Origin of the sequence: Bacteroides sp. An279 (assembly GCF_002159615.1) — a bacterium.
Lineage (GTDB): Bacteria > Bacteroidota > Bacteroidia > Bacteroidales > Bacteroidaceae > Phocaeicola > Phocaeicola intestinalis.
This window is the reverse complement of sequence record NZ_NFJA01000057.1, coordinates 1-24,214: the sequence shown is the minus strand read 5'-3', so window position 1 is coordinate 24,214 and position 24,214 is coordinate 1. Positions and strand designations below refer to the sequence as shown.

Sequence of the window (24,214 nt, the reverse complement as noted above, 5' to 3'; positions counted from 1 at the left end):
TCCAAAAAGTTTTTCTTGGCTTGATGTGTTCGTTTTCGTGTGTGCTTTGGGCGATTTTTTGGTCCTTTCCGCTTCTGTTCTTCGTCAGATAGCCCGCTATCTTCCTCATTACAGAAGCGAAAATGCCTCAAAAACTCATCCCAAATCATCGCACGATAAATTCAAAACAGCTTCTAAAAAACAACGGCCGGAATCCCTCACGGACTCCGACCGCAAATTATGCTTCTTCAATTTTATGCTACTATTATCTGTAAGGCACCACGATGTGATTCTTTTTAGCGTCGCGCCAAGTGCCTTTCACCCGTACAGGTGGGCGGTGGGTCTTCTTCCACTTTTCTACCTGTGTGGCAGAAGGCTGTTGCCGCAAACTACGTGAAGCCGCTGCATTTCGGCTAACGGCATCAAACCGCACAAATTCTTCGTAGTCGTAAGTCCACGAACTGCCTTCAGAAAGTTGCATAACAGTCTTGTAGATTTGTTCGCGGCTGGGGGCATTCAAATAACTCGTGGACTCTCCGCCTCCGTTCATAGTGCTATATTCAGAGGGACGGTAACATCCATATTCCCAAGTGTCGGCTCCTTCGAATACGCCTAAGTTTTCGTCTTTATAACGTTCGTCTTTCAAAAAGCGAGCCCATTTCACGGTTTCAGGGTCACTGCGCCAATCCACATTAGCCCACCACCCTTTGGTAGTCCAAGCATAATCATATATTTCTTTGTTTTCTTCTGGCATGGTATCACTCCCCTCTATAATATATTCGTCTGCTAATTTGGCAATTCCATGTCCTCCAGCTTCATGTAAGACATCATAGAACCCTATAGTTGAGCTTAGAATGTAAGCAACGAATGATCCATCTTCATAGAGGCTTGCATAAGAAGTCGTAGCCAATTTTTTAGGATTAGCAGACATGATGATGTTCAACCGTTCTGTATTTATGCCGGGAACCTTCAGGGCATATTCAAAACAATCATCATCTCCTTCTATGGCACGTTTTGCTCCATCCGTATATTCACCATTGGGAGAAACGGCTTTGACCATATAAACATTGAACCGTTCCTTTAACGATTTATATGGTTCTACAGAGAAGAGTTCTTCCATAGCTACTTTCATGGTACTTTCGTAAGGACCTCCCTCCTCCATGTCTTTATCCACAAATGCATCCCCCATCAGCACAAGGTCTATGCCTTTCCCTACTGTTGCTTTTTGCAAGACTGTCACTTCTCCGTCTTTACTGTAATCTGTAGAGGTGTACATGCCGGGAACATATTCCGGATGTTCTTCCGGTTCACCAAGATAGGTAGAAATAATTCTTTTAACTTCTCCAAAGAAGGCTTCTGAATCTGCTGGCGGAATGTAATTATCATAATTAACAAGATTTACAAGATTCCCTTCCTTGTCAAAAATGTAAGCCATTCTTGACTGGAGATAACTATTGTCCGTGTGTAAAAAATAATTGTCTGTTCCTATCACATAATCGAGATTTGTGGTTACTGTATTATCAATAATGTCTTCCCATTCATATTCTTTAAGTTCATTAGGCGTATTGCAATCCGTGAAACATAATAATGTTCCTAATCCTTTGTTTTGATAATCAAGTTGTAGGTTTATCAGTAATTCTGTAATATCCGGAATCATGGTTTTCCTTTTCTCTGCCGTCAACACTACGTTAATATCATTTCTTCGACACCATTCCAAACTATTCAGGCGAGACCCATCCAACAAGGTAAGGTTTGCATCGGTGATTTTCAAGTTGATACCCGTAAAATCAAAGTTTATTGGCTTTGAATCCCCATAATAGGGCTTGCACTGAATAATGATATCCCATGCAAATTCACTCCACCTGGGGTGCATTGTGATAGATGAAGGGATTGTCCCATGCATATTGTTGCCATTTAGCATAATCCATTCGCAATGGTCAAGAAATATAGAGAATGATTCAGGCAAAGTTCCTGTTAATCCATTCCCTGATAATACTATTCCTCTCACTTCACCATTTTCTGTAACACTTATTCCAAGCCACTCGCTAACAGGCTTGTCACTACACCAATTGGTATTATCACCCCAGTTATCTCCGCCGGTTGTTTTGTAAAGCTCTATCAATGCTTCACGTTCTATATCTTTTAGATTCACCTTCCCCGTTTGCTCCACGGTAATCTCTTGTCGGTTGTTGTTGGCATCGGCAATGGTAATGATGCCGGTGCGAGAATTATCATTGTCATTGGGGCTGATGGTGAAACTCAAAGGGTATTCCGTCAAGCCACGGGTATTGTTCTGTGTAATCCAATCCACGTTGGTACTGACCGTAAAGTCCACGTTAGTTTGGATAGAGAAGTTCAACGTTTCTCCTGCGCCTGATACTTCATACTTGTTTTTTGCCAAGATGATGGCATCCTTCTGCACTTGTACAATGTTTACGCTGTCTTTCAGCTCATTCTCCTCGTCCACGAACCGAATCACCGCGCTACGCGCGTCGTATGTTTCATTCGGGTCTACTATAAAATAATGTGTATAGGTGGAAAGGCTTCGGGAGGAGTTTTTCCTTAACCAATCTACACCGGGCATTTCGATTTCGTATGCCGTATTGCTTCGTAATTCCACCTGAATGGTCTCTCCGGCACTGCTTACGATGTACTCTGACTGACTTAACACCAAGGCAGGACCGGTTCCTATCTGATAGACCGTAACTTCTTCGGTCAAGCCGTTTCCTCCAGCTAACTTGATGACAGCCTGACGGGCTTCCGCCTCCTCATTAGCTTCTGCATGGAAGGCCAAGAATGAGGAAGTTAGTCCACGAGAACGGGCAACGGGAGTCAACCACGTTTGTGCACCGGATTCAATCTCATAAGTCACTTCAACATTCGCCTGCAGCTCTATCGAGAAATCGCCTCCTTCTGCTTCCAATTCCACTTTGTTGGAAGTCAGAAGCAACGCGTCCTTTTGCTTCTGTGTCACGGTAAGGGTTTTCTTTACGCTTCCCGATGTGATTGTGACCGAAGCATTACGTTCATCATAGCTATCATTTGCCGTAGTGACAAGGCTCAACGTATGAGTGCCCGCTTCACCGCTTGCAGGCGAAACACTAAGCCAACCCGAGGCAGCACCGTCAACAGAAGCCGTCCAATCGGAAGTAGTTGTAAAAGTCAAGGCGAGCGTACCGCCAGCAGTATCAAACACAGGAATATCTTCTTCCGATTCAACCGTTATAGACGGAGACTCAGGAGCAGGAGGATTCTCTTCTTTATCCTCCGAACATCCCTGGCAAAGCATCAGCAGCAAGCCAAGGACAGGCAAAACAAACAAATTCTGTTTCATTTTCATACTATCTAAATTACAGTCAAAACTATTAAAGAGTTATCATTTATCTGTGGTATAATACGGTCAAGAATAAGCCGCACTATCATATCGTTCTCTTTTCGCCAACGAGCGGGCAATACTCCGAAATATGACCATAATGGCTGCAAAGCGTACAAGCCTTTTCCTTGGAAACTAACATCGCGTTCTTATTACCCTTTTGTGCGGCTTGATATACCTTATTTAAATCTCTTTCCCAAGGCGAACACGAAGACAGCCCCCAACACAAAAGCATTCCCAATAAGACCAATCTGGAATGCATAAAAGATTTCCATGTCAACATTGATTTTACAGCCATATCTATTATTATTGTTTTTTCATAGTATAAATTCCGCAATTTGCCAATCCGTCTGTGTGAAAAACGCAGTAGTACTTACTTTGCCTCTGAAGTATATATCCGTAGGCGGATGAAGTATATATTCAACCGCACATGCAGTATATATTCAACCGCACATGCAGTATATATTCATCTGTCCATGCAGTATATATCCGTTTTTAAAGGGTATGTATTGGCTGGATACGGATATTCAATTTTCATAATATGCCATACAATTACTAAGCATACACTTTTTGCAAATTACAGCATTTTTTTTCAATTAGCTTGTCACCTAAAACAGTGATATTTGAAGCATATTGAACTTTTATGACCGCCCAACCACACATGTCCCGTAAGCCTTATCTTTGCTTTTGTATAGGAACATTCTATAAAAAGCGGTCGGAGTTCCTCCCGGAATTCCGACCGTAACAACTATTCAATAATATGCTGTTATTTTATCATATAACAGATAAAGCCGATTGAGACAAATGGAATAAGAAAATCACTTATCATCTTCTTTTTTAATTCCGTATTTGGCTTCTAACTCTTCATTCCATTTCTTAGCTTGTTCACGCAATGCATCCCGTTGCGAATAATAGGTATATTCTGTGACAAATTTTAACATGTTGCAGGCTTTTGCATATTTTGCAGGGACATCCGGAGCGGTAATTTTATCCTTAACATGTATTGTATCGCCTACAGCATGTTTCCCTAATCCTGAGCAAGATCCATAACCGATAGGTGTATCATCATCCATAATCAAATAATACAACCTGATATATTCTTCTGAATTTTGAGTCATTACGATGTCAAAGTTCACATGAAGCCGTGTAGTCTGCTCACCACCCCCGAATAATGCATATTCAGGAAGAGAAACTTTTTTCACCTCAATGTCCGACACAAGCTGATAAGACAGGCTATCCGACAATTCATATGCTACTTTTTCCCCTACTAGTTTGTCTGCCAACGGTTGGGCTTCTTTTCCTGCTTCTTCATACATCACCTGCATCTTGGCAACCAGCCCAAGAGCTTCACCCATACTCGCCTCCTTGCCTTGCATGGATGCGGCTTCTTTCAACAAGTCTACCGCCTTTTCTTCATACAATTCCGGTATATCGCCGAATAAACTTTTCTTGGCTACACCCGATGAGGATGTTCCATTACCTCCACAAGAGGCGAATGCCAATGCTGCTATCGCAACAAGGGCAAAAACTGATTGTTTTGTTTTCATAGATTCTGTTATATTAATTATATTGTTCCAATCCTACAAGAACCATGGTCCAGCCTTTGAACACCAGCCACAAAGCAGCCAGCGAAATAAGTCCTACGACCATCCCTGTCAACGGGAATAAGTCGATAATAGCTGCTATCAGCAAAATAATCATGCTGATGCGTAACTTGCCTGCACCTGCTTGCCCTTCGGTGCCTAAAGATGCCGACTGCATCATCGAGCCATACCCTAAGAACTCAATGATAAATCCAATAATCAGCAAGATGCCTGCCACGATGCCACCCAACAAGGGAATCCAACCGAACACAACTGCCACGATACCCAAAATAACGGCTATCTTCAGACGCGACACGCCCTGTGCACCTTTCTGGTCAACACTTTGCTTGAGTTTGCCTAATCCCACAAAGAAAAGCACCAGGCCTATCAGTGCTGCAATGCCTGTCATTGTAGAATCGCCGATGCTATCGTATACATGTAGCAACAGAGCCATCAATACCAGGTAAGCTCCCTGGCTTCCACTATTTTTCCAACGGATGCCCAAAGCCCCTGCACTCATAAACAAAGCGACAAGCAAGGCTATCAGACCCACATAGTCCAACCAAGCCGGCATATCGGGGATAAGCGAAAGCAACCCTATCACGATTCCGCCACCTGCCAGGCACAAGAAAGGTACGGGCATAGGCCCGATTTTGTAGAAAGCGTATAAGGTCCATCCGGCTCCGATCACACCTACCAACTGGCTGCAAAACACCGAAACGCTGAAATCGGGTAACCCCAACAAAGAACCCAAATCGGGTAACAAGGTACACACCAGCAACAGCATACAGAACTGAAGCTGCAAAAACTTCTGTTTTCTTACTTTTTCGTCCATAAACGTATCATTTTAAATGAAAATATATACCTAACTTCAACTATAAAAAGGACAAGAATATGCCTTCCCGTCATATTTATCCTCTGGCAGATATTTCTCACAAGAACCATATTCATAAAATTGACAGAATTGGCAAGTCTTTTCTCCGAATACAGGTTTGCCTACAACTTTCTTCTCTTTACCATCATCAATTTTAAAGGCTTCAGCAAACATACTTGGGACAGACCTCACAATTGCAAAAGCAAACAACAAGAGAGGTATCAACACTATTGTTGTCAAAGTAGACAAAACGACTGGAAGCAAACATATCCAAAAATAAAAGAAGATGTAAAACATTTCAAACACATTTGCTTTAACTTTCATATTCACAATGAACAAAGCAATCAAATGCAACGCCACAATGCCATACAGTGCCCAAAGAAAATAGTCGTTAAGGGTATTGGAACTAAACAGATAAACCACTGCCCATACCACCACTGCAAGAAAAGCATATCCCGTACAGGAATTACGCCCTGACCATACTTCCGAAAGCATAATGACAGCTTTATAAGCAAACAAATTCACTCCAATCAGCACAAAGCAAGCAATCCAATAAAGAATAGTATGTCCCCAACCGTATACGCTCGGTGAAAACAGATATTCATAATACCCCCATGTATCACAGGAGGAATAAATAAAAAAGAGGACATTGGTAAACAAAGAGACCAATGACAACAAGGAATAATAAACGCCGATCATTGTCCGGTTTATATTCTCCCTTAAAAGAAGGAAGAATCCAACAACACACAAAACCAACAAGACTATAGCACCTATAATCATGTAGCGTTCATACGTCTTTAATGTCTCTTCAGGAATCTTAAGCGTAGGTATTCTCTCTTCCCACAGATTACCACGGTCCTTTGTCTGCAAATCTTCATACATCGACTTGCCGGTATCCAAATTGAACAACAGCTTCGAATCTACAATATGCCAAGCACCAGTCCGAGCATTCTTGACACAAATATCTGAACCTATCTCAAAAACTTTCTTTATGGTCAATTTATCCCCGACTTTTATTGTGTCTCGACCCGGTCCTAACAATCGCTTTGTTTTAGTCACAATTTCGTCTTTAACTCCATATTCCTGAGTCGGATAACATGAAGTTAAACCCAAAAGACTTAACACTAATATAATAAATGATAATATTCTCATTTTGCCTCTAAAATATATATCCACAGGCGGATGAAGTATATATCTGTTTTCAAAAGGTATATATTGGCAGGATGCGGACATTCAATTTTCATCATATGCCACACAATCTACTGAGCATACACTTTTTGCAAATTACAGCATTTTTCTCCAATTAGCTTGTCACCTAAAACAGTGATTTTTCAAAGGAGAATAAACTTTATTGAATGTTCGCATGAAGAGCCTTTGCAAACATAAGTGATGTGGCTGGCTCACTTATGTGAAACGTCCGACTCACTTATGTTAAACAGGCAACTTACTTATGTTTATCAAAATGCCTGTTTATCAAAATGCATCCTTGAATGAAAAAAATCCAACCACCCGGCATGTGGTTTCAAATAAATTACTATTTTTGCATCGGTTAACTATTATAAACAATTATGCGCACGTATTGCCTGCATCTTATCCTGCTGATTTCCGCTTTCGTGATACCTTTATCCGAAAGCAAAGGAAAAGAATTGCCTACCGATACCCTTCTGGCGCATCTCTATGACCAGGCAGTCTCGCTTATGGGAGAAGGCGAATACGACTCGGCTCAGGCTTATTTCGACAAGGCTTTTGCTATGGAAGGCGTAACCGGCTCACCCCTTTATCCGGTTCTGCTCAACGAGCAAGCCACCTTGCTCTTCTATAAAGGTGAACTCGCCCGCTCGCTGGAGATGAAGAAAAGCGTATTGCCCTACTTGCCCGAAGTGGAGGACTTAGAGAAGCACGTCAGCGTGTACAACGACCTGGGTGTGCTTTATCACCGGTTCAACCGGCAAGATTCTTCCCTTTATTTCTATAACAAGGCACTGGATGCCGCCCGGCAATACGGAGACAAGAGCTGGATAGGAAACCTCAACCTGAACCTGGCGGTATTCTACTTTAACCTGCGGAACTATGAAGATGCGGAAAGGCACATCGACGATGCGTTGAGGTATGTGCTCCAAACCGATGACCTTCCCACCACATTCGCTGCCTGGCAAGTGCGGTCCGCCATCAAGGCGCAAATCGGAAAGACTGAAGAAGCGGGGGCTTCCATCCAACAAGCGTGGCAAATCGCATGCGGTCCCGAAGGCAATGCGGAATGGAAAGTGCGCTGCATCCCCGGCATGTACCGGTACTTCCAGCGCAAAGGGATGACCGACTCTATCCGTTATTACATCGGCATAGGGAACAAACTTTTGGGAAAGCTTCCGCCTCATAACATTTCCGCCGTGGGATTCATCCAGACACGAGGCTTGGCGAACTACGAACAAAAGCGGTATGCCGAAGCCCTGAAAGACTTTATCTACCTGAATACCCATCCGACAGGAAGCGAAAAGAAATCGCTTTTCGAAAAAATGGCGGTCTGCTATCATCATTTGGGAAATCCGCAAAAAGCCTTCGCCTATATGGACAGCGCACGGATGTGGGCGGACTCGCTCGCCAAGCAAGAAGTCACCTCGCAAATGGCAGAAGTGAAGGTGAAATACGAGACACAAGAGAAAGAACTGGAAATCACCCGGCTCCGCGAGAAAGTCTTGAAGCAAGAAGCCGACTCGCTGAAGATAGCCCTCGCCCTGATAGCCGGACTGGCATGTCTGGTTATCATCCTGCTCCAGCAACGCCACAAGCGGAGGAACGCCGAACGGGAACTGCTCCGGATGAGGCAAGAAAAAGAACTGGAATCGGCACGAAGCTACATCGAAGGACTGGAAGAAGAATGCAGGCATTTCGCCAAAGAGCTTCACGACGGTACCGCCAACGACCTGCTTGCCCTCGAAATGAAAGCCCGCACGGAAAAACAGGCGTCAATGGCTGAGGCTATCAAACAGGTAAGGGAAAACGTAAGAACCATCTCGCACGAACTGATGCCGCCCGAATTCGAAAGCCTCAGCCTGAACGAGATATTGAGCCAACATGCCCGAAGCCTCACGGAAAACACGGGCGTCCGCGTCAGCTATAACGAAGGCTCATCTTCGCCAACGCCACCCGACGCGTTGCCCCAAAGGACCGCCCGCGAAGTGTACCGAATCGTGCAGGAAATCACCATGAACGTCATCAAGCATACCGACGCTTCAAGCATCGGCATCCGCCTCACCCGCCATACAGACGGAAATATCCTCTTACAGATTACAGATAACGGTCATCCCATATACCCGAACCGTCCCCAAACGGAAGAAAAAGGCATCGGGCTACGTACCATAAGCGACCGTGCCAAAGCCATCCGGGCTACAATCGAAAACCAGACCGGCGAAAAAGAGAACCGCTTTATAATGACTTTCAAAATCGAATCCAATGAACGAGAATTTGTATAACATCCTTATGATAGATGATCATCCCATCGTGACCGACGGCTTGGAAAAGTTACTTAGTACGCATATCCAAGCACATTGCATGAAAGCCAACGACTTGAACACGTTAAAGCAAGTCCTTACGGGAACGGATTTCAACCTGTGCATCACCGATTTGGAATTTCCGGGCACAGACGGTTTCAACCTCATCCGAATGATACACGAACATCTGCCGCAATGCCCCATTCTGGTCTATACCATGCATGAAGAGCCTTGGATAGCCACCAAACTATACGAATCGGACATCCGCGATTTCATTAGCGGAGCTGTATCCAAACACGCTGACCTTAATGAAATTCCCATGGCAGTAAATACCATACGGAACGGTCAGGAATACTTCAGCCAGTCATTCAGTCTATTGTACGGTAAACGGAGCAGAACCGAGAACAGGTCACCTTACCGTACCTTGTCCGAGCGGGAAAAAGAAGTATTGACATACCTTATGCAAGGGCTGAGTACGCGAGAAATAGCCCGGCGCATGTATCTCAGCATAAACACGATACAAACCTACCGCAAACGCCTGCTTGAGAAAATGAATGCGAAAAATGTAGCCGAATTGGTCAGCAAATGCAAAGGATTATTTTGATGGAAACCAAAACTTTTATTGGCATCAAGCTTATGCAGGTTGTGCATACTGGAGGAAAACTCACCGTAGTTTACACCTCGGCTTACACATAATTATTAACAATTGTATTACTTATCTCATATAAATATAAGTGGTCCTATATTGGATAGGTCTCTATATTTCTGTTTATATCAGTATTCCCGTTTTGAGAATATCTGCATAGAGAGGATTGTTTGTATCTTCTGTAAGTAGAACTGGCTCTATAAGATTGCTTATCTTACGTTTCAGTTTTCACAATAAAGGAGTATCTTCAAAATAATCATCACTCATTCGTTCTACCACAACGGCAATGTCAATGTCGCTGTCCTCTGTGTGGTTGCCTTTGCTGTATGAGCCATAAAGGTAAAGATCCTTTAAGGGCAAATATAACTAATTCTTTTTAGAAACAATCATTTGATGTTGAAAAACCTTTTTATTTCGGACTCCCAATAAAGCAATAAAAAAGAGAGCTACATCGCTGTAACTCTCTGACTCTTTGTGGTGCCAACGGGAATCGAACCAGTGACACAAGGATTTTCAGTCCTTTGCTCTACCAACTGAGCTATGGCACCAACTTTACAATCATTGTTTCTTGATTGCGAGTGCAAAGGTAGGCAAATTTTTTGAATCTGCAAACTATTTTGAAACTTTTTTATCAAAAGTGCAGAAATAATCGGAAAAGCAAAAGGATAAACGATTTTTTTGTACTTTCGGTCAAAATTGACAAGAAAGAACAACGATGTGTGCTACTAAAATCAATAAACAATGAAGAAAATATATCCGAAAGAATGGTTAAAATTGCATCCTTATCAAATAGTGGACGAAGTAGACCGCTATTACACCGATGTAGCCAATCAGATTTACCAAGTACTGAACACGCCTTTAGCAGACGGAATGTTTGAGGAGAAGGATGCCCGCTATTTTAGCCTTTGCCTGACAGCCTGGTTTGAGGATGTCATCAGCCAAGTAGGAATTTGGACTACTTTTACAGCAGCGTGTAAGAAACGTTACGGGAACTGGCTTCCCTTTTATCCGCTGGATGAAAATTATTACCCCGATGAAATTAATGTCGAAGACATACGCTTTCTGTTATGGCATCATATACAGTTCTCTTCCCGAGATGAAGGACGTATTATTAATCCCGAAAATCCAGTGATAGAACTTTTCGCGAATGAACTTTACTGCATATTGGATGAGATTTATGAAACGGCACCCGAAAATGAACGGCTTTGGCAATTTATGCATCCCAAGGGAAAAGGAGGATGGGACAGTTTCGAGAAGTATCGTTTAGTATTGCAATGGTTTCATTATGACTCTTATTTCAATATCGAAAACCAAAAGCAATATGAGGATGAATTAGAAGAAACAACAAGCGATTTAAGCGAGGATTGGCAAGGGAAGAAGAACTTGCTCGTATATAACACCTATACAGCCTTGATGTTGCAAGGGCGCAGAGACCTTTTATCCTTGACATCTTGCGAATGGCTGGCATTGTGGGCTGAACAGAACAACGGTCCGCAAGAATGGCGTTCGACAAAGGAGTATATAGAAAGTTTCTTCTTGCTTACAGGGGAAGATGACGGTTTCTTGTATTTACAGGATCTATGCGGTAAGGATGAAGTGTATCGAGTTGCTAAGGAATCTTTCGACTTGAGTTCTATCAAAGAAAGGCAAGTGGGTGAATCAGTTGCTCTCTGCACCTTGCTGCATTATGGAAAAGTGTGGAATCAAATAGGTATAATGAGTCTGTTGCCGTCATTGAATAATGACATAAAGCAAGCTGTAGAAAGCCTGCGTGACAAAAAAGAACATCGGAACGAAAAGGCTGTGTATGAAGACTTCATACGGGCAACCGGCGGAAAGCCTTTTTATTTCTGCAAATCCCGGCAGGAAATGATTGGTTTCCTGACTCATGAGATGAAATACCGTACGGCTGAAGGATTGAAGTTGCCTCCAATAAGAGCAAAGCATGGATTGATCTTGATGGCAAGTCCTCGTACGGGGCTGTACATACAAACCCAGTTATGCGAATGTGTCAAGTCGCCCGACAATCCGTTTTACGATGCAAAAGCCGCTGCTCAAAAAGCGCTTTCTTTCTTACTTAGCCCGGACGTGATTCCATACGACTTGAGTTGCATGTTGCAAGACAGGGGCATGCTACCGGATGCGATGCTGAACAGTTTAAAAGGGGAAGAGTACGGACGGAAATTCTTACAACAAAACGCGCACTTTCTGACAGATTATTTCTTCCACCGTTGCCGGGAGAAAGATTATGATGCATAATTTAAGCATTCTATTCACCACAGAGGACGCAGAGGCACACAGAGTATTTAAATTTTTCTCTGTGGTACTCTGTGCCCTCTGTAGTGAATAATGCTATTTCTATATCTTACTTCAGCGGATTCCAGCCTTGGGCTTTCAGTTCCAGTTCGGTTCCGTCGCGCGTAAGCAAGGCACAGCCTAAGTCGGGCCTGGTGATGTAGCCGATGACTTTCACGCCTGCAATCTGCTCTACTTGCTCGTGTGCCGTGAGGGGGACGGTGAAGAGCAGCTCGTAATCTTCGCCTCCATTCAATGCACAGGTAGAAAGGTTCATGTTGAACTCCTCTGCCATGACGGCGGTCTGGTAATCTATCGGGATGCGCTCCTCGTAAACTCGGCATCCTACCTTGCTTTGCGTACAGATATGCAACAATTCAGAAGAAAGTCCGTCGGAAATGTCCATCATTGCCGTGGGCTTGATTCCGGCTTTCGCCAGGCTTTCGATGATGTCGCGCCGTGCTTCCGGTTTCAGGAAACGTTCCAACAGGTATTCTTTTCCGGCAAAGTCAGGCTGCACATCCTTTTCTCCTTGGAACACGGCTTTCTCACGTTCCATCAGCTGGAGGCCCATGTAGGCAGCTCCCAAGTCGCCTGTCACGCAAATCAAGTCGGTTTCTTTCGCACCGTTGCGGTACACAATCCGGTCTTTTGCCGCCTCGCCGATGCAGGTGATAGAAATGGCAAGCCCTGTGACCGAAGAAGTGGTATCACCTCCCACGATGTCCACATGGTGTTGGCGGCACGCCAGCTTCACCCCGTCGTAGAAGTCTTCGAGGTCCTCTATGCAGAAGCGTTTCGATACGGCAAGCGATACGGTGATTTGCTTGGGCGTCCCGTTCATGGCATAGATATCCGAGAAGTTCACCATTGCCGACTTGTATCCCAAATGCTTTAGCGGAGTATATACCAGGTCGAAATGTACGCCTTCCATCAGCAGGTCGGTAGTAACCAATACCTGTTTATCCGGATAGGAGAGTACGGCGGCGTCATCGCCTACGCCGTACTCCGACTCCTTGTTCTCCAATTTAATATCTTCCGTCAGGCGCTTGATTAAGCCAAATTCGCCTAGCGTCGCTATTTCGGTTCTGTTTCCTTCGTGCATGGCTTACGCTCTGTTTATCAGTTCTCTCATAATAGTGGTCATGCGCGGCTGGGCGGCATCGGCTGCCTTTTGCACTTCTTCGTGCGATACTTCCACGATTTTACCTTCTACGCCTAAGTCGGTGATGACCGATACACCAAACACCTTAATACCGCAATGGTTTGCCACGATGACCTCGGGCACGGTGGACATACCTACCGCATCACCGCCTAAGATATGGAACATCTTGTATTCCGCCGGAGTCTCGAACGTAGGGCCTTGTGTGCCTACGTATACGCCTTGCTGTACCTTGATGCCTTTTTCCTTGGCGATTTCCAATGCCTTGGCGATTAATTCTTTCGAATAAGCCTCGCTCATGTCCGGGAAGCGGGGACCGTAATCGATGTTCTTTCCACGCAACGGATGTTCGGGGAAGAGGTTGATGTGGTCGGTGATAATCATCAGGTCGCCTATTTCGAAATCAGGGTTCATACCTCCGGCTGCGTTTGATACAAAGAGGGTTTTGATACCCAATTCACGCATCACCCGCACAGGGAAGGTCACTTGTTGCATCGAATAGCCTTCGTAGAAGTGGAAACGTCCTTGCATCGCCAGGATGTCTTTCCCGCCCAATTTGCCGAATATCAGCTTACCGCTATGTCCTTCTACGGTTGAAAGGGGAAAGTTGGGGATATCTTTGTAACTTATTTCATATTTATCGGTTATCTCATGTACTAAACTTCCCAAACCGGTTCCCAAGATAATGGCGGTTTCAGGATGAGTCTGCATTTTAGCCTTCAGAAAGGCGGCTGTTTCTTGTATTTTCTCTAACATATTCTATGATGTTTTGGTTGAACATTTCTTTTTCTTCTTCATCGAGGAACTCTACCGTAATAGGCAGCACATATATATAAGGTATCAGGTCCTTGTCCATATCAGGGTGTCCGATGAGCCTGGCTGCATCTTTTTCGGTCGTGACGATGAACCGCTTTTTTTCCGGCAATTTCCCGAATCTGTCTTTGATGCATTGTATATCGGAAGCATCGAAGGCGTGATGGTCGGGAAAAGTAAGCGGAACGATATGCGGACTGTATTCCGACAGTTTTTTTATGAGAGGGGCAGGCGAAGCGATACCCGTAAGGAGCAAGATGTACTCATCCGTCCGGACGCTTTCAAGGTTACGTTCGGGTGCCTCTACAAACAAAGGCTGGAGTTTCCCGTATGCCAAGGTCGTGAAAAACAACTCTTGTCGGGGGAGTGGCGCCAGTTCTTTCCGTATGGCATTCCGGATATCTGTATCCAGACCGGGCGGACATTTGGTGACTATCAGAATGTCTGCCCGTACTTTCCCGCTTACCGGTTCGCGCAAACGCCCGGCAGGGAGTAAAGCATCGCGCGTAATCAGGCGATGATAATCGATAAGCAGAATGGTGACGCCTGCATTCACATACCGATGCTGGAAAGCATCATCCAAGAGGATAACCCGTGTACCGGGTGCCGTATGTCCATCAGTCAGCAGGCGGATTCCATGACACCGGTCGCGGTCTACCGCTACGTAGATGTCCGGAAACTTGTGCAACATCTGGTAAGGTTCATCACCTATCTCCTCAATGGGCGTTTCCGGATTCCCTAACACAAATCCTTTCGATTTCCGTTTGTATCCCCGGCTCAATACAGCTACTTGCCATTCCCTGTGTAACAAGCGTATCAGGTATTCAGTGTGTGGGGTTTTGCCTGTGCCTCCCACCGTGAGGTTCCCGATGCAGATAACCGGTACGGAAAACGTGTGCGAATGCAGCACGCCTCTATTGAATAAGGAGTTGCGCAAACGCACTCCCACTCCGTATAGCCAAGCTAGGGGCAGCAGGCTGCGGTATATCTGTATGTCGTTCGGCTTGTTATGCATATTTTTAGTTGACTAATGTGAATCAGGAGTTAGAAGCTGTTTTGAATTTCTCCAAAAAGTTTTTCTTGGCTTGATGTATCCGTTTTCGTGTGTGCTTTGGGCGATTTTTTGGTCCTTTTCGCTCCTGTTCTTCGTCAGATAGCCCGCTATCTTCCTCATCACAGAAGCAAAAATGCCTCAAAAACTCATCCCAAATCATCGCACGATAAATTCAAAACAGCTTCTTAAACGTAGTTATGTTTCACAGGAGTTATCACTTCGTTCAGGAGTTAAAAGCAATAGCCTTGCTTCTGAAAGTGGTGCAAAAGGTATGGGTTTCTAACTCCCAGCCTGCCAAGCGGGCGATAACTACCTATAACTCCCTTTTAACTCCTGATTGGCATGACTAATTAATTGTCAATATAAAAGGCATGCGTGCCTGGATGTGGTCTGCATTCTTGAGGTTCTTCACGATGCGGAACGGTTCGTACCATTCGCCCAATTGCTCTTTCAGCCCGGCGGACAGATAGTGGTCTGTTGTCGAATTGAGCAGGCTAAGGAAGAATTCCTCTTGTTTGGGATAGTCCATTACGGTGTATTCCGTTATCTCTGCACGCTCGGCTGCAATGGCGATGGCACGGTCAATACCGCCCAGTTCGTCTACCAGCTTCAGGTCTTTTGCCATTTCGCCTGTCCATACACGGCCTTCGGCTATTTTCTTGATGTCTTCTACCGGCATCTTGCGTCCGTCGGCGCATCGTTTGGTAAAGAGTTCATAGCCTTTGTTCACCATTCCCTGTACCAGATTTTTTTCTTCTTCGGTAAACGGACGGCTGATATCGCCCAGGTCGGCAAGCCGGTTGGATTTCACTACATCAAAATGGATGCCCAATTTGTCGTTCAGTAACTTTTGGGCATTAGGTATTACTCCAAAGATACCGATAGAGCCGGTCAGTGTAGTAGGTTGGGCTACAATCCAGTCGGCTGCACACGAGATGTAATAACCGCCCGAAGCCGCATAGTCGCCCATTGACACAATGACCGGTTTCTTTTCTTTCAGCAAGGTCACCTCACGCCATATCTGTTCCGAACCGTATGCGCTTCCGCCCGGTGAATTGACACGCAATACTACGGCTTTCACGTTTTCGTCTTCGCGCAGTCGGCGCAGATCGTTTATCATCTGTTCCGAGTTGATACCTTCGTCCGAAGCCAGTGCGCCGTCACCTATCTCGCCGGCAGCATAATATACCGCCAGAATGTTTCCACTCTTGTCTTTCGGTATGTTGCGCTGTACATTCACCATATCTTCTACGTAAAGGGTGTTCAGGTTGTCGTCCTCATCAGTCCCGGTCAGTTGCTTCAGATAGGCAAGCATTCCGTCCTTGTACAGCAGTGTGTCTGCCAGTCCTGTCTGGATGTACGCTTCGGCAGGCTGGAAATCCATGTTTCGGTCGGCAAGTGCATTGAGTGTATCGGCAGGGATGCCGCGCGATTCGGATACATTTTTCACCATCTGTCCCCAGATAGAGTTGACAAATGCCTGTGTCTGCTCGCGGTTTGCCGGACTCATTTCGGTGGATGTGTAAGGTTCTACCGCCGATTTGTAAGTTCCTACACGAAAGATTTGCATCTCTACGCCCACTTTGTCAAGCAAGTCTTTCAGGAACATTGATTGTGCAGCTAGTCCGTGCCAGGCAAGGCTGCCTTGCGGATTTACAGCCACTTTGTCTGCTACGCTTGCCAGGTAATATGTGCTTTGGCTGTAGTTGCCTCCGTATGCCACAACAAATTTTCCGCTTTCCTTAAAGTCGAGCAGGGCATTACGTATTTCCTGAAGCGAGGCACTTGGGCAGACAAAGGCTTCGGCATTGAGGCAGATACCTTTTATCTTTTCGTGTTCTTTTGCTTTGCGGATGGAATTGAGAATGTCGTTCAGTCCATAGGTCGTAAACTTGTCACCTAAGAGCTGGTTCATAGGATTCGATTGGCTGCGTTCGGCCACATTTCCACTGAGGTTGATTACGAATACCGAATTGTCTTTCACCGTGGTTTCTGTTCCCGATGATGCCACCATGCCGGCAATGCTTGCAATGCCGATAATGGTAAAGATGGCCCCCACGATACACAGACCGATAACGGTAGCCAGCAAGTACTTTAAGAAATCTTTCATTGTCGTAATGTATTTGGTTTTGTTTCTTTTGCACAAAGATAATGATTTCTGGATATTTTGCAAACCGATTTTGTCCTGTATATACTTTGCACGGAATAAAATTGTGCATTTAGTGTAACGTAACTATTTTATCACAGCGGACACAGGGTATCACAGGGAAAAATTTAAAAGCCTCTGTGTCTGCTGTGGTGAAAAAATGCACAAACTTGTACCGCGCATGACATACATTACAGGCAAGAATACGACAGAAGAAAACATCGGCACCGCATGGCGTTTGCAGCAAACGACAAGTCTCGTGTGCGTGAAACAATTCCCTGCATAATTTTCCCTAAAAGAAGCGTTATGCACATCTTGTAAATCGAAAACCTAGGAAATTTTCAGATGAACACAAGAAGAAGGCATAGTGGTTCTCACGCTATAGCGTGGGCTGCTATCACTCCACTCTTGTGTTAAGGTTTTCCTAGGACCTTCGATTTACAGTGGACATTGCAGTTCCACGCTTGAACCAAATGTTGCAATTTAATCACCTGAGTATCAAATATTAGTATAGGGAATTATATAGTTATGATACCATATAGTTCCCTATAATTGTAAGTATTAACCTATTTTTTCTGTGCGACTTCAATTGCATCGTGTTTTAATTCGTTTTCATCCTCTACCGCATCTAATACTTTGTCTGCTAATGTATTTGTGCAACAAATCCGCAGTGGTTGTGCAACGCCGCAGTAGAAAAGTACCGTCCCGGATTGTTTTTTTGCGCCTTTTATCGGAATTCACGGCATTGTAACCGGAATGAAATGACCGGACGCTATTTTTGTTATCAAATTCATAAATTGTCCGTGTTATGAAAGAAGAAGACTTGCGCCAAGAAGCCTATAAAGAATGCAAGAAAAGCCAACGAAAGGAAACGATTATTGTCTTTGCGATAATAGCCGTGGCAGGTACTCTTTCCGGGTGCGCATTTATTCCGGTTTATTTTTGGTTGGGCTGTGGATTAGGTCTTTTCCTCATCGCGCTGGCTTGCTCCTTTGCCCATGCCACCTGGAAGAGGCATCAAACTGAGCTTCATGCGGTTGCACAAGGTGTCTTGGCGGAAGCTGAAGTGGTGGAACTGAAGGAAGAGAAGGATTCCGACGGCAAACAGACGACAATGGCCGTCTATGAATTTGCCTTGCCCGGAGGCTCGAAGCACCGCTTCAAGGAATCCGTTTCCTCCTCGATGGCGGGGATTTTGGGGCTGGTACGGGTAGGTACCAGGCTTCCCCTATTTGTTGACCGGAATAATCCGGACATTTTCTATAAGATGAAACACCGCCTCACGGAACAATCCGTTCCGGATATGGACGATGCCGTCATCAGCCAATACCTCGGAAAGTATGGGAATAGTTTGGACGGGCTGAAGCCCGAACAGGTAGTCCGGGGTTATAAGCAATCCAAGTGGATATTGGGAGCATTCTTAGGACTCATCATCGCCGGTGCATTGGGAGTAATCGGTTTCGCGGTGTACACTAATTGGCAGAATATGCGCCATGACAAGATTGAGCTTCCTATCGGTGTGTTTATTTCCCTCTTAGGCCCGACGGAAGTCTACCAGTATTTTCCCGAAACCGATGAATGGAGCTACTATGCGGATGATTTTGGCGTAAGGCGGACAGCCCGTTGGCGTTATGACAGCAAATGCCGCAAGCCAATACAGATAGGCTACACTTCCATCTCTTTTACACCCCAAGAGGCGGGCGACTGGCCGGAACTGCTTATTCCCGAAAGTTACCGAAGCCGGTTGGACGAGTTTGCCGCTGACAAGACGGACAACAACTTGACTCCTCCATGATTTATCACTTATCCTATTCACTAAAAAAACATATTCAATGTATCCCGACAGAGAGAAGGCATTGGCCAAAGGCAGACGGAAAGACAAAACATTTATCCGCGTATTCTGCGGCATATTTATTCTTCTTGGCATTATCTTGTTCACTGCAGGTATTGCCGTTGGCGTCAGCAGTCATACATTCCGGCAAAAGGCGGAACCGGTGAATGCCGTCATCCTGGCCATGCGCGGAGCGACCAGCGAATCATTGGGCACTCCCGTCGTGGAATATGCCGTAGACGGAAAATCCTATACAGCCACACTCAACATGGCATCCTCGTCCATGCACCCGGGCAAGCGGATAACCGTATATTATCAGAAAAACAATCCCCGGGAAGTGCGCTATCTGGACGATAACGGCTGGCTGGTTGCCCTCTTCGTGTTCATGGGAACCGTGTTTGCCGGGATGGGTGCGGCATTCTGGCTGGTGAAGCGCAGCCATGAGCGGAAAGCCCGCCGGTTGCTGGCCACTGGAAAAGTGGTGGAAGCGGAAATCACAGGCATCCGCGAGGATACAAACAACTCGATGAACGGACGTCATCCCATCGTGGTCAGTTGCCGCTACACCGCACCGGATGGACGGGTGTACTTCTTCCGCAGCGGTTCCTTCTGGTACGAAAGCTACGAGATAGACCCGAAGAAGAAGGTGCGCGTGTATGTGGACCGCAACAATCCGGCGGATTATTATGTAGATGTGGACAGTGCCATAGGGTAATTAAACGTGCCGGGTTTCCTGTTTGCAAACAGACCGGATGACCTTGCTGTTTGCCCTGTCCACCACGGAAGTGTCCAACAGGGCAAGGTAAATGCGTGTGGTGTTTTCCGAGTCGTGCCCCAATGCCTCGCTGATGACCGGCAAGGGGATGCGCTGGCTTTGGGCGATGCTGGCCCAACCGTGCCTGCTCACATAGAACGTGAGCTTGACGGGACATCCTGCCATCCTGCCGATTTCCTTCAGCTTGCGGTTCATTCGGTGCGAGGCGTTCAGGTATATTACTCGCTGCTGAACCGTGATTTTGAATGGGAACTGATGCCGCTCGGCATAGACCAGCAGGTAGGCAGCATCATCTGGAGTCCGTTGGCTGCCGGACGTCTGGGAGGGCGCTACCGCCGGAACAATCCCATGCCGCAAGACGGAAGAGTGGCACGCGGAGGCGCACCTGTAAGGGATAACGTAGTGGCTTACGATCGTCTGTATAATATAATAGATGTGTTGGATGAAGTGGCTGCGGAAACGGGAAAGGCTGTGGCACAAGTGGCATTGAACTGGTTGTTGCAACGTCCTACGGTGTGCAGCCTTGTCATCGGAGCCAGTTCAGAAGAACAACTCCGGCAGAACCTGGGGGCGGTAGACTGGAAGCTTACGGCAGAACAGATGCAACGCCTCGATGCCGCCCTGGTTGCGGTCGGCATCTGCCTGCAAGGTTGCACCACTTCGTATGCGAAAGACAGAGAAGATGCGAAAGAAACTCCCGCAGGAGAACGGTTGGAGATTTCTTTCCGCTTCCAGCGTGGCGGCATTGCTTCCAGCCAATATGCCATTTGGATAGAAGACGAAACGGGCAAGTTGGTACGTACCTTGTATGTTACGTCTTTTACAGCAAAAGGAGGATATGAATACCGGAAAGATGCCGTTCCCACATGGGTTGCCAAAGCTGATCCGAAAAATAGGATATCCGGCAATATTGATGCTTTCACTGGTGCCACTCCTCGGAACGGGACGTTACATTATGTGTGGGATGGTAAAAACAATGAAGGTATGCCTGTATCCAAAGGGACGTATATGGTTTTTATAGAAGGCACGCTGTATTGGGAGAGCAGGGTTGTTTTTCTCCGCTAAATTGCATTGGGGAAGTTGCGAAGAGGAATCAGTTCTTGTATCTTCCCGATATTATGGAGCTCCTTCAGTGAATAAAGATATGATAACAGATTTGAAAGTCTTTCATATGGCAAAGTGAATTTTGTGTCTGTTGTTCATGCAGTTGGAAAGACATCGGAAACAGGAGAAAAACAAATCCGCCGGCTTCCTTGCTCACGCAAGCTTGCCGGCGGCATTTGAAATCTAAGAGAGTTTATAGATCAATGCTGTATTTAGTTGACTAGGTAACTAGGTACTAGTTGACTAGGTTTGTAGATACTAAGGTGTTTAGTTCCTAGTACCTAGTCACCTAGTGCCTATGAATTTATTCCGTCTTCAGGTTTTCCACCGGATTCTCTCGTGTGGCTTTCAGGCTGATGAGGTATACCGAAACCAGTGAGATGAGGGCTACCACGGTGATGGAAGCTATCGGAACCCACCACGGGAAGGTGCTGTCGAAGGTCACAATCTTGTCTATCTGGTGTACGCCGAATATCATTAGCGGGACGGCTATTGCTAAGCTGATACCCAGGGAACCGAGCGAGAACTTCATCAGCCTCTCCTGCTCGCCCAGCGAACTGGAGCCGAATACCTTGCGTATCGCCATGTCGCGCTTGCGCTGGGCGATGAAGTAAAGGCTCATGGCGGTTAGTCCTAAGAGGGAGATAAGCAGGGCGGCACCGGTAAAGATAAGCATCAGGCGGTTCATGCGGCTGAAGTCGGCGTAGAGGTCACGAAGCTGGTCGCCGTACCATGCCGACTCGAAGGAGAAATCCTTGGCGGCTATCTTGAAAAGCTGGTCCAGCTGTTTCTTGTAAGCGTTCAGGTCGCCGTCCTGTACTTCCACCGAAATGTTCCATGGATAGATGCTGTCGGGATGCTCTATCTGTATCTGGAGCGGATGGATATCGTGGTCTATCAGGCTTCGGCTGATGACAAAATCCTTGAACACGCCGGCTATCTGGGTGCGTCCGTAATTGTTGCTCGTGAAATAATCTTTGGTCCCGACAGGTTCCAACATCTTCATCGCCCGTTCGCTTAGAAAGAAATTGTTGCCTCCTATCGGCGTATGACGGTCTTCGGTTATCTGTATATGGTAGATGTCGAGGAACGCCGAATCAACGATAAAGGTCTGGAAACTCATCTCCAAGGTGCTGTCCGCCGAAGGAATATAGGTGGTATTGTTGTTCCCTCCGTCCAAGGGTACGCCGCATGAGAAAGAAACATGCTTCACGAAGGGCAGCTTCTTTGCTTCGGTGCGGAAGAGTTGCAGGTTCTTTTGAGAGCCGTAGGACGGATAAGTCAGCACATTGCCGTATTCGTAACCCAACGGTGCGTGTACGATGCGGTATATCTGCACGGAGAGATAGGCGGAACAAGTGAGCAGGGCAATAGTCAGTCCACACTGCACGATGTTGAGCACCCGCAGGTAGACGGCTTTCGTCTTGCGTCGGAAAGTCCCTTTTACTACGTCCATAGGGTTGTAGTTGGAAAGTATCGTAGCCGGGATAAAGCCCGAAAGCAAGGTCAGTGCTGCGATGAATACGATATAGATAAGGAGGGTCGCGGCATTGAGGTCGCCCGTGATGTCAAGCTTGGCGTGAAGCAAGTCGATAGCCACAGGTTCGGCGGCTTTGGCAAGGAGGAAGCCTATGATAAACGAAACCAATGTGAGCAGTGCTGATTCGGCTATCATGCGCCAGAAAATGTCGGGGCGTGACGAACCGAGCAGGCGGCGTGTAGCCATTTCCTTGGCACGGTAGCTGGTCTGCGCCACGCTCATGCTGATGTAGTTCAGTACCGCCATCAAGAGGATAAGCACGCCGATGGTGATGAAAATCACTACCAGCTTGAAGTCGTACTGGTTGAGGTAGACAGTGGCAGGAGTTTCGGAAAAGTAGAAATCATGCCATGGGATGAATTGGACTTTCTTGAAGCTGTCACTGTCTCTGAACAACCAGTAAAACTCTCTCAGGAATGCCACTACATCATCGGCTTTCCGGTTCAAGTCAGTTCCCGGAGCGGTGCGGAAGAAGAGGGTGCTCCCCGCTGCATCGTTCATTTCGGTGCATTCCATCGAACAACTCCATTGGATGTATTTCATGTTCTCGAACGGGATGAAGATGTCGATGTCCGAAGGGATAATAGAGTTGTTGATGTCCTCAACGATACCCGTCACGGTAAATATCCCGTTATTACAAGGGATGATTTTTAGGGTCTTGCCTACGGTGTGCTCGGTGCCGAACAGACGAAGGGCGGCGGAGCGGGTAAGCACGACACTGTTGTCATCGGTAAGCAGTTGTTCGCGGTTCCCTTCCAGCAAAGGGAAGCGGAAGAACTCGAAAAAGTTCTTCTTCACGCTGGCACCTAATACCTGTACCGGCTTGTCGTCCGGTTGCACATACGGATTTGATACTTTGATGGCGCACCAGTCCTCTATCTCGGGATAGCGGCTTTGCAGACGGTCGCCCAAGTTGTAATGTCCTCCTGCCCAGTGTTCGTTGGCAAACACATAGATGCGGTCGGCATCGGGCAGATCTTTATCCACGGTGAGCTGCCGTGTCACCATGTTGGCGATAAGGAGCACGAACATCAGCGAGATGCTCAGTCCTGCCACGTTGACGAATGTAAAGAGCTTGTTGCGCTCCAAGAAGGTGAAATAGGTCTTCATTTCAATTAATAATTAATAATTAACAATTAATAATTAATAGTTGGTTGGTGTCTTTTTCACCACAGATTACACGGATTTTTAAATTTATTAATCTGTGTAATCTGTGTTGAACTTTATTTCATTCTGTCTTGATGCTGTTCGCCGGATTCTCGTTGGCGTTCTTCCAGCTTTGCACCGTGACCGTAATCATGGTGATGGCGGTGACGAGGAGGAAGGAGGTGAGGAATATCCAGGCACGGATGGGAGTGCGTTCGGCGAAGCCTTCCAGCCAATGTTGTCCTATCCACCAGCCGAAGGGAGCCGCTACGATGAAGCATCCTATCAGTATATAAAGGTACCGCTTGTTGAACATGCGGAGGATTTCGCCCGTGGTGCTTCCGAATATCTTACGGATGCCTATCTCCTTGCGGCGGTACTCGCTCTCGAACATGGTGAGCCCGA

At 46.2% G+C, this 24,214-nt stretch carries 18 protein-coding genes, 1 tRNA gene and 2 pseudogenes; 7 read left to right on the top strand and 14 right to left on the bottom strand.

The features are described 5' to 3' along the window. Positions 1-244: 244 nt before the first annotated feature. From B5F78_RS10835 to B5F78_RS10815, 4 genes are all read right to left on the bottom strand, one after another. Positions 245-3,313: a BACON domain-containing protein gene (locus tag B5F78_RS10835; RefSeq protein WP_162608531.1), complete on the bottom strand. Its 3,069-nt coding sequence runs from the start codon at positions 3,311-3,313 to the stop codon at positions 245-247. 857 nt (positions 3,314-4,170) lie between these two features. Further along, positions 4,171-4,899, bottom strand: a complete 729-nt coding sequence (locus B5F78_RS10825; RefSeq protein WP_087207189.1) for a hypothetical protein — start codon at positions 4,897-4,899, stop codon at positions 4,171-4,173. Positions 4,900-4,912: 13 nt separating this feature from the next. After that, positions 4,913-5,770, bottom strand: a complete 858-nt coding sequence (locus B5F78_RS10820) for a hypothetical protein (RefSeq protein ID WP_239473472.1) — start codon at positions 5,768-5,770, stop codon at positions 4,913-4,915. Between the two features lie 36 nt (positions 5,771-5,806). Continuing rightward, on the bottom strand, positions 5,807-6,961 hold the full coding sequence (locus tag B5F78_RS10815) for a hypothetical protein (protein WP_143269830.1): 1,155 nt from the start codon (positions 6,959-6,961) through the stop codon (positions 5,807-5,809). Between the two features lie 416 nt (positions 6,962-7,377). Between B5F78_RS10815 and B5F78_RS10810 the strand changes: the two genes are divergently transcribed. Next, positions 7,378-9,279 (top strand): tetratricopeptide repeat-containing sensor histidine kinase, encoded by a 1,902-nt coding sequence (locus B5F78_RS10810; protein WP_087406685.1) that lies wholly within the window; start codon positions 7,378-7,380, stop codon positions 9,277-9,279. After that, on the top strand, positions 9,260-9,901 hold the full coding sequence (locus B5F78_RS10805) for a response regulator transcription factor (protein ID WP_087406684.1): 642 nt from the start codon (positions 9,260-9,262) through the stop codon (positions 9,899-9,901). Before B5F78_RS10810 ends, B5F78_RS10805 begins: the two co-directional genes overlap by 20 nt. 270 nt (positions 9,902-10,171) lie before the next feature. Here the strand turns inward: B5F78_RS10805 and B5F78_RS17845 are convergent, their stop codons facing one another. Then, positions 10,172-10,303, bottom strand: coding sequence for a nucleotidyltransferase domain-containing protein (locus B5F78_RS17845; RefSeq protein ID WP_239465624.1), 132 nt, complete (start codon positions 10,301-10,303; stop codon positions 10,172-10,174). 115 nt (positions 10,304-10,418) lie between these two features. Further along, positions 10,419-10,491, bottom strand: a tRNA-Phe gene (locus B5F78_RS10795). 193 nt (positions 10,492-10,684) lie between these two features. Between B5F78_RS10795 and B5F78_RS10790 the strand changes: the two genes are divergently transcribed. Continuing rightward, the gene (locus tag B5F78_RS10790) at positions 10,685-12,202 is read left to right on the top strand and encodes a DUF3843 family protein (RefSeq protein WP_087406683.1); all 1,518 of its coding nucleotides are present in this window, start codon (positions 10,685-10,687) and stop codon (positions 12,200-12,202) included. Positions 12,203-12,308: 106 nt separating this feature from the next. Here the strand turns inward: B5F78_RS10790 and thiL are convergent, their stop codons facing one another. The 5 genes from thiL to sppA form a co-directional block, all read right to left on the bottom strand. Beyond that, positions 12,309-13,343 (bottom strand): thiamine-phosphate kinase, encoded by a 1,035-nt coding sequence (gene thiL / locus B5F78_RS10785; protein ID WP_087406682.1) that lies wholly within the window; start codon positions 13,341-13,343, stop codon positions 12,309-12,311. Between the two features lie 3 nt (positions 13,344-13,346). After that, on the bottom strand, positions 13,347-14,156 hold the full coding sequence (locus B5F78_RS10780) for a purine-nucleoside phosphorylase (protein ID WP_022041274.1): 810 nt from the start codon (positions 14,154-14,156) through the stop codon (positions 13,347-13,349). Continuing rightward, positions 14,113-15,228, bottom strand: a complete 1,116-nt coding sequence (lpxK, locus tag B5F78_RS10775) for a tetraacyldisaccharide 4'-kinase (RefSeq protein WP_022041275.1) — start codon at positions 15,226-15,228, stop codon at positions 14,113-14,115. The genes B5F78_RS10780 and lpxK overlap by 44 nt, the downstream gene beginning before the upstream one ends. A 22-nt stretch (positions 15,229-15,250) precedes the next feature. Then, complete coding sequence (locus B5F78_RS17250) at positions 15,251-15,427, bottom strand: hypothetical protein (protein WP_158098017.1); 177 nt, start codon at positions 15,425-15,427, stop codon at positions 15,251-15,253. 186 nt (positions 15,428-15,613) lie between these two features. Continuing rightward, a complete protein-coding gene (gene sppA, locus B5F78_RS10770) occupies positions 15,614-17,377 on the bottom strand; it encodes a signal peptide peptidase SppA (RefSeq protein WP_087406681.1) in 1,764 nt (587 codons plus the stop codon). Between the two features lie 844 nt (positions 17,378-18,221). On the opposite strand from sppA, the gene B5F78_RS10760 reads away from it, so the two are divergent. Next, entirely contained in the window at positions 18,222-19,208 is a 987-nt protein-coding gene (locus B5F78_RS10760; RefSeq protein WP_087207208.1) for a DUF3592 domain-containing protein, read from the top strand. A 37-nt stretch (positions 19,209-19,245) separates the two neighbouring features. Beyond that, complete coding sequence (locus B5F78_RS10755; RefSeq protein WP_087406680.1) at positions 19,246-19,959, top strand: DUF3592 domain-containing protein; 714 nt, start codon at positions 19,246-19,248, stop codon at positions 19,957-19,959. Here B5F78_RS10755 and B5F78_RS17620 read toward each other — a convergent pair. Beyond that, positions 19,960-20,235 (bottom strand): annotated as a pseudogene (locus tag B5F78_RS17620) (tyrosine-type recombinase/integrase); the annotation flags it as partial. On the opposite strand from B5F78_RS17620, the pseudogene B5F78_RS18040 reads away from it, so the two are divergent. After that, positions 20,230-20,640 (top strand): annotated as a pseudogene (locus tag B5F78_RS18040) (aldo/keto reductase); the annotation flags it as partial. The pseudogenes B5F78_RS17620 and B5F78_RS18040 overlap by 6 nt on opposite strands. Next, positions 20,620-21,084: a DUF2271 domain-containing protein gene (locus tag B5F78_RS18035; RefSeq protein WP_204502723.1), complete on the top strand. Its 465-nt coding sequence runs from the start codon at positions 20,620-20,622 to the stop codon at positions 21,082-21,084. The pseudogene B5F78_RS18040 and the gene B5F78_RS18035, both read left to right, overlap by 21 nt. Before the next feature lie 343 nt (positions 21,085-21,427). Here B5F78_RS18035 and B5F78_RS10745 read toward each other — a convergent pair whose 3' ends face one another. Beyond that, entirely contained in the window at positions 21,428-23,773 is a 2,346-nt protein-coding gene (locus B5F78_RS10745; protein WP_087406678.1) for an ABC transporter permease, read from the bottom strand. 118 nt (positions 23,774-23,891) lie between these two features. Further along, the coding region (locus B5F78_RS10740) for an ABC transporter permease (RefSeq protein ID WP_140400122.1) at positions 23,892-24,214 on the bottom strand (323 nt) is incomplete at its 5' end.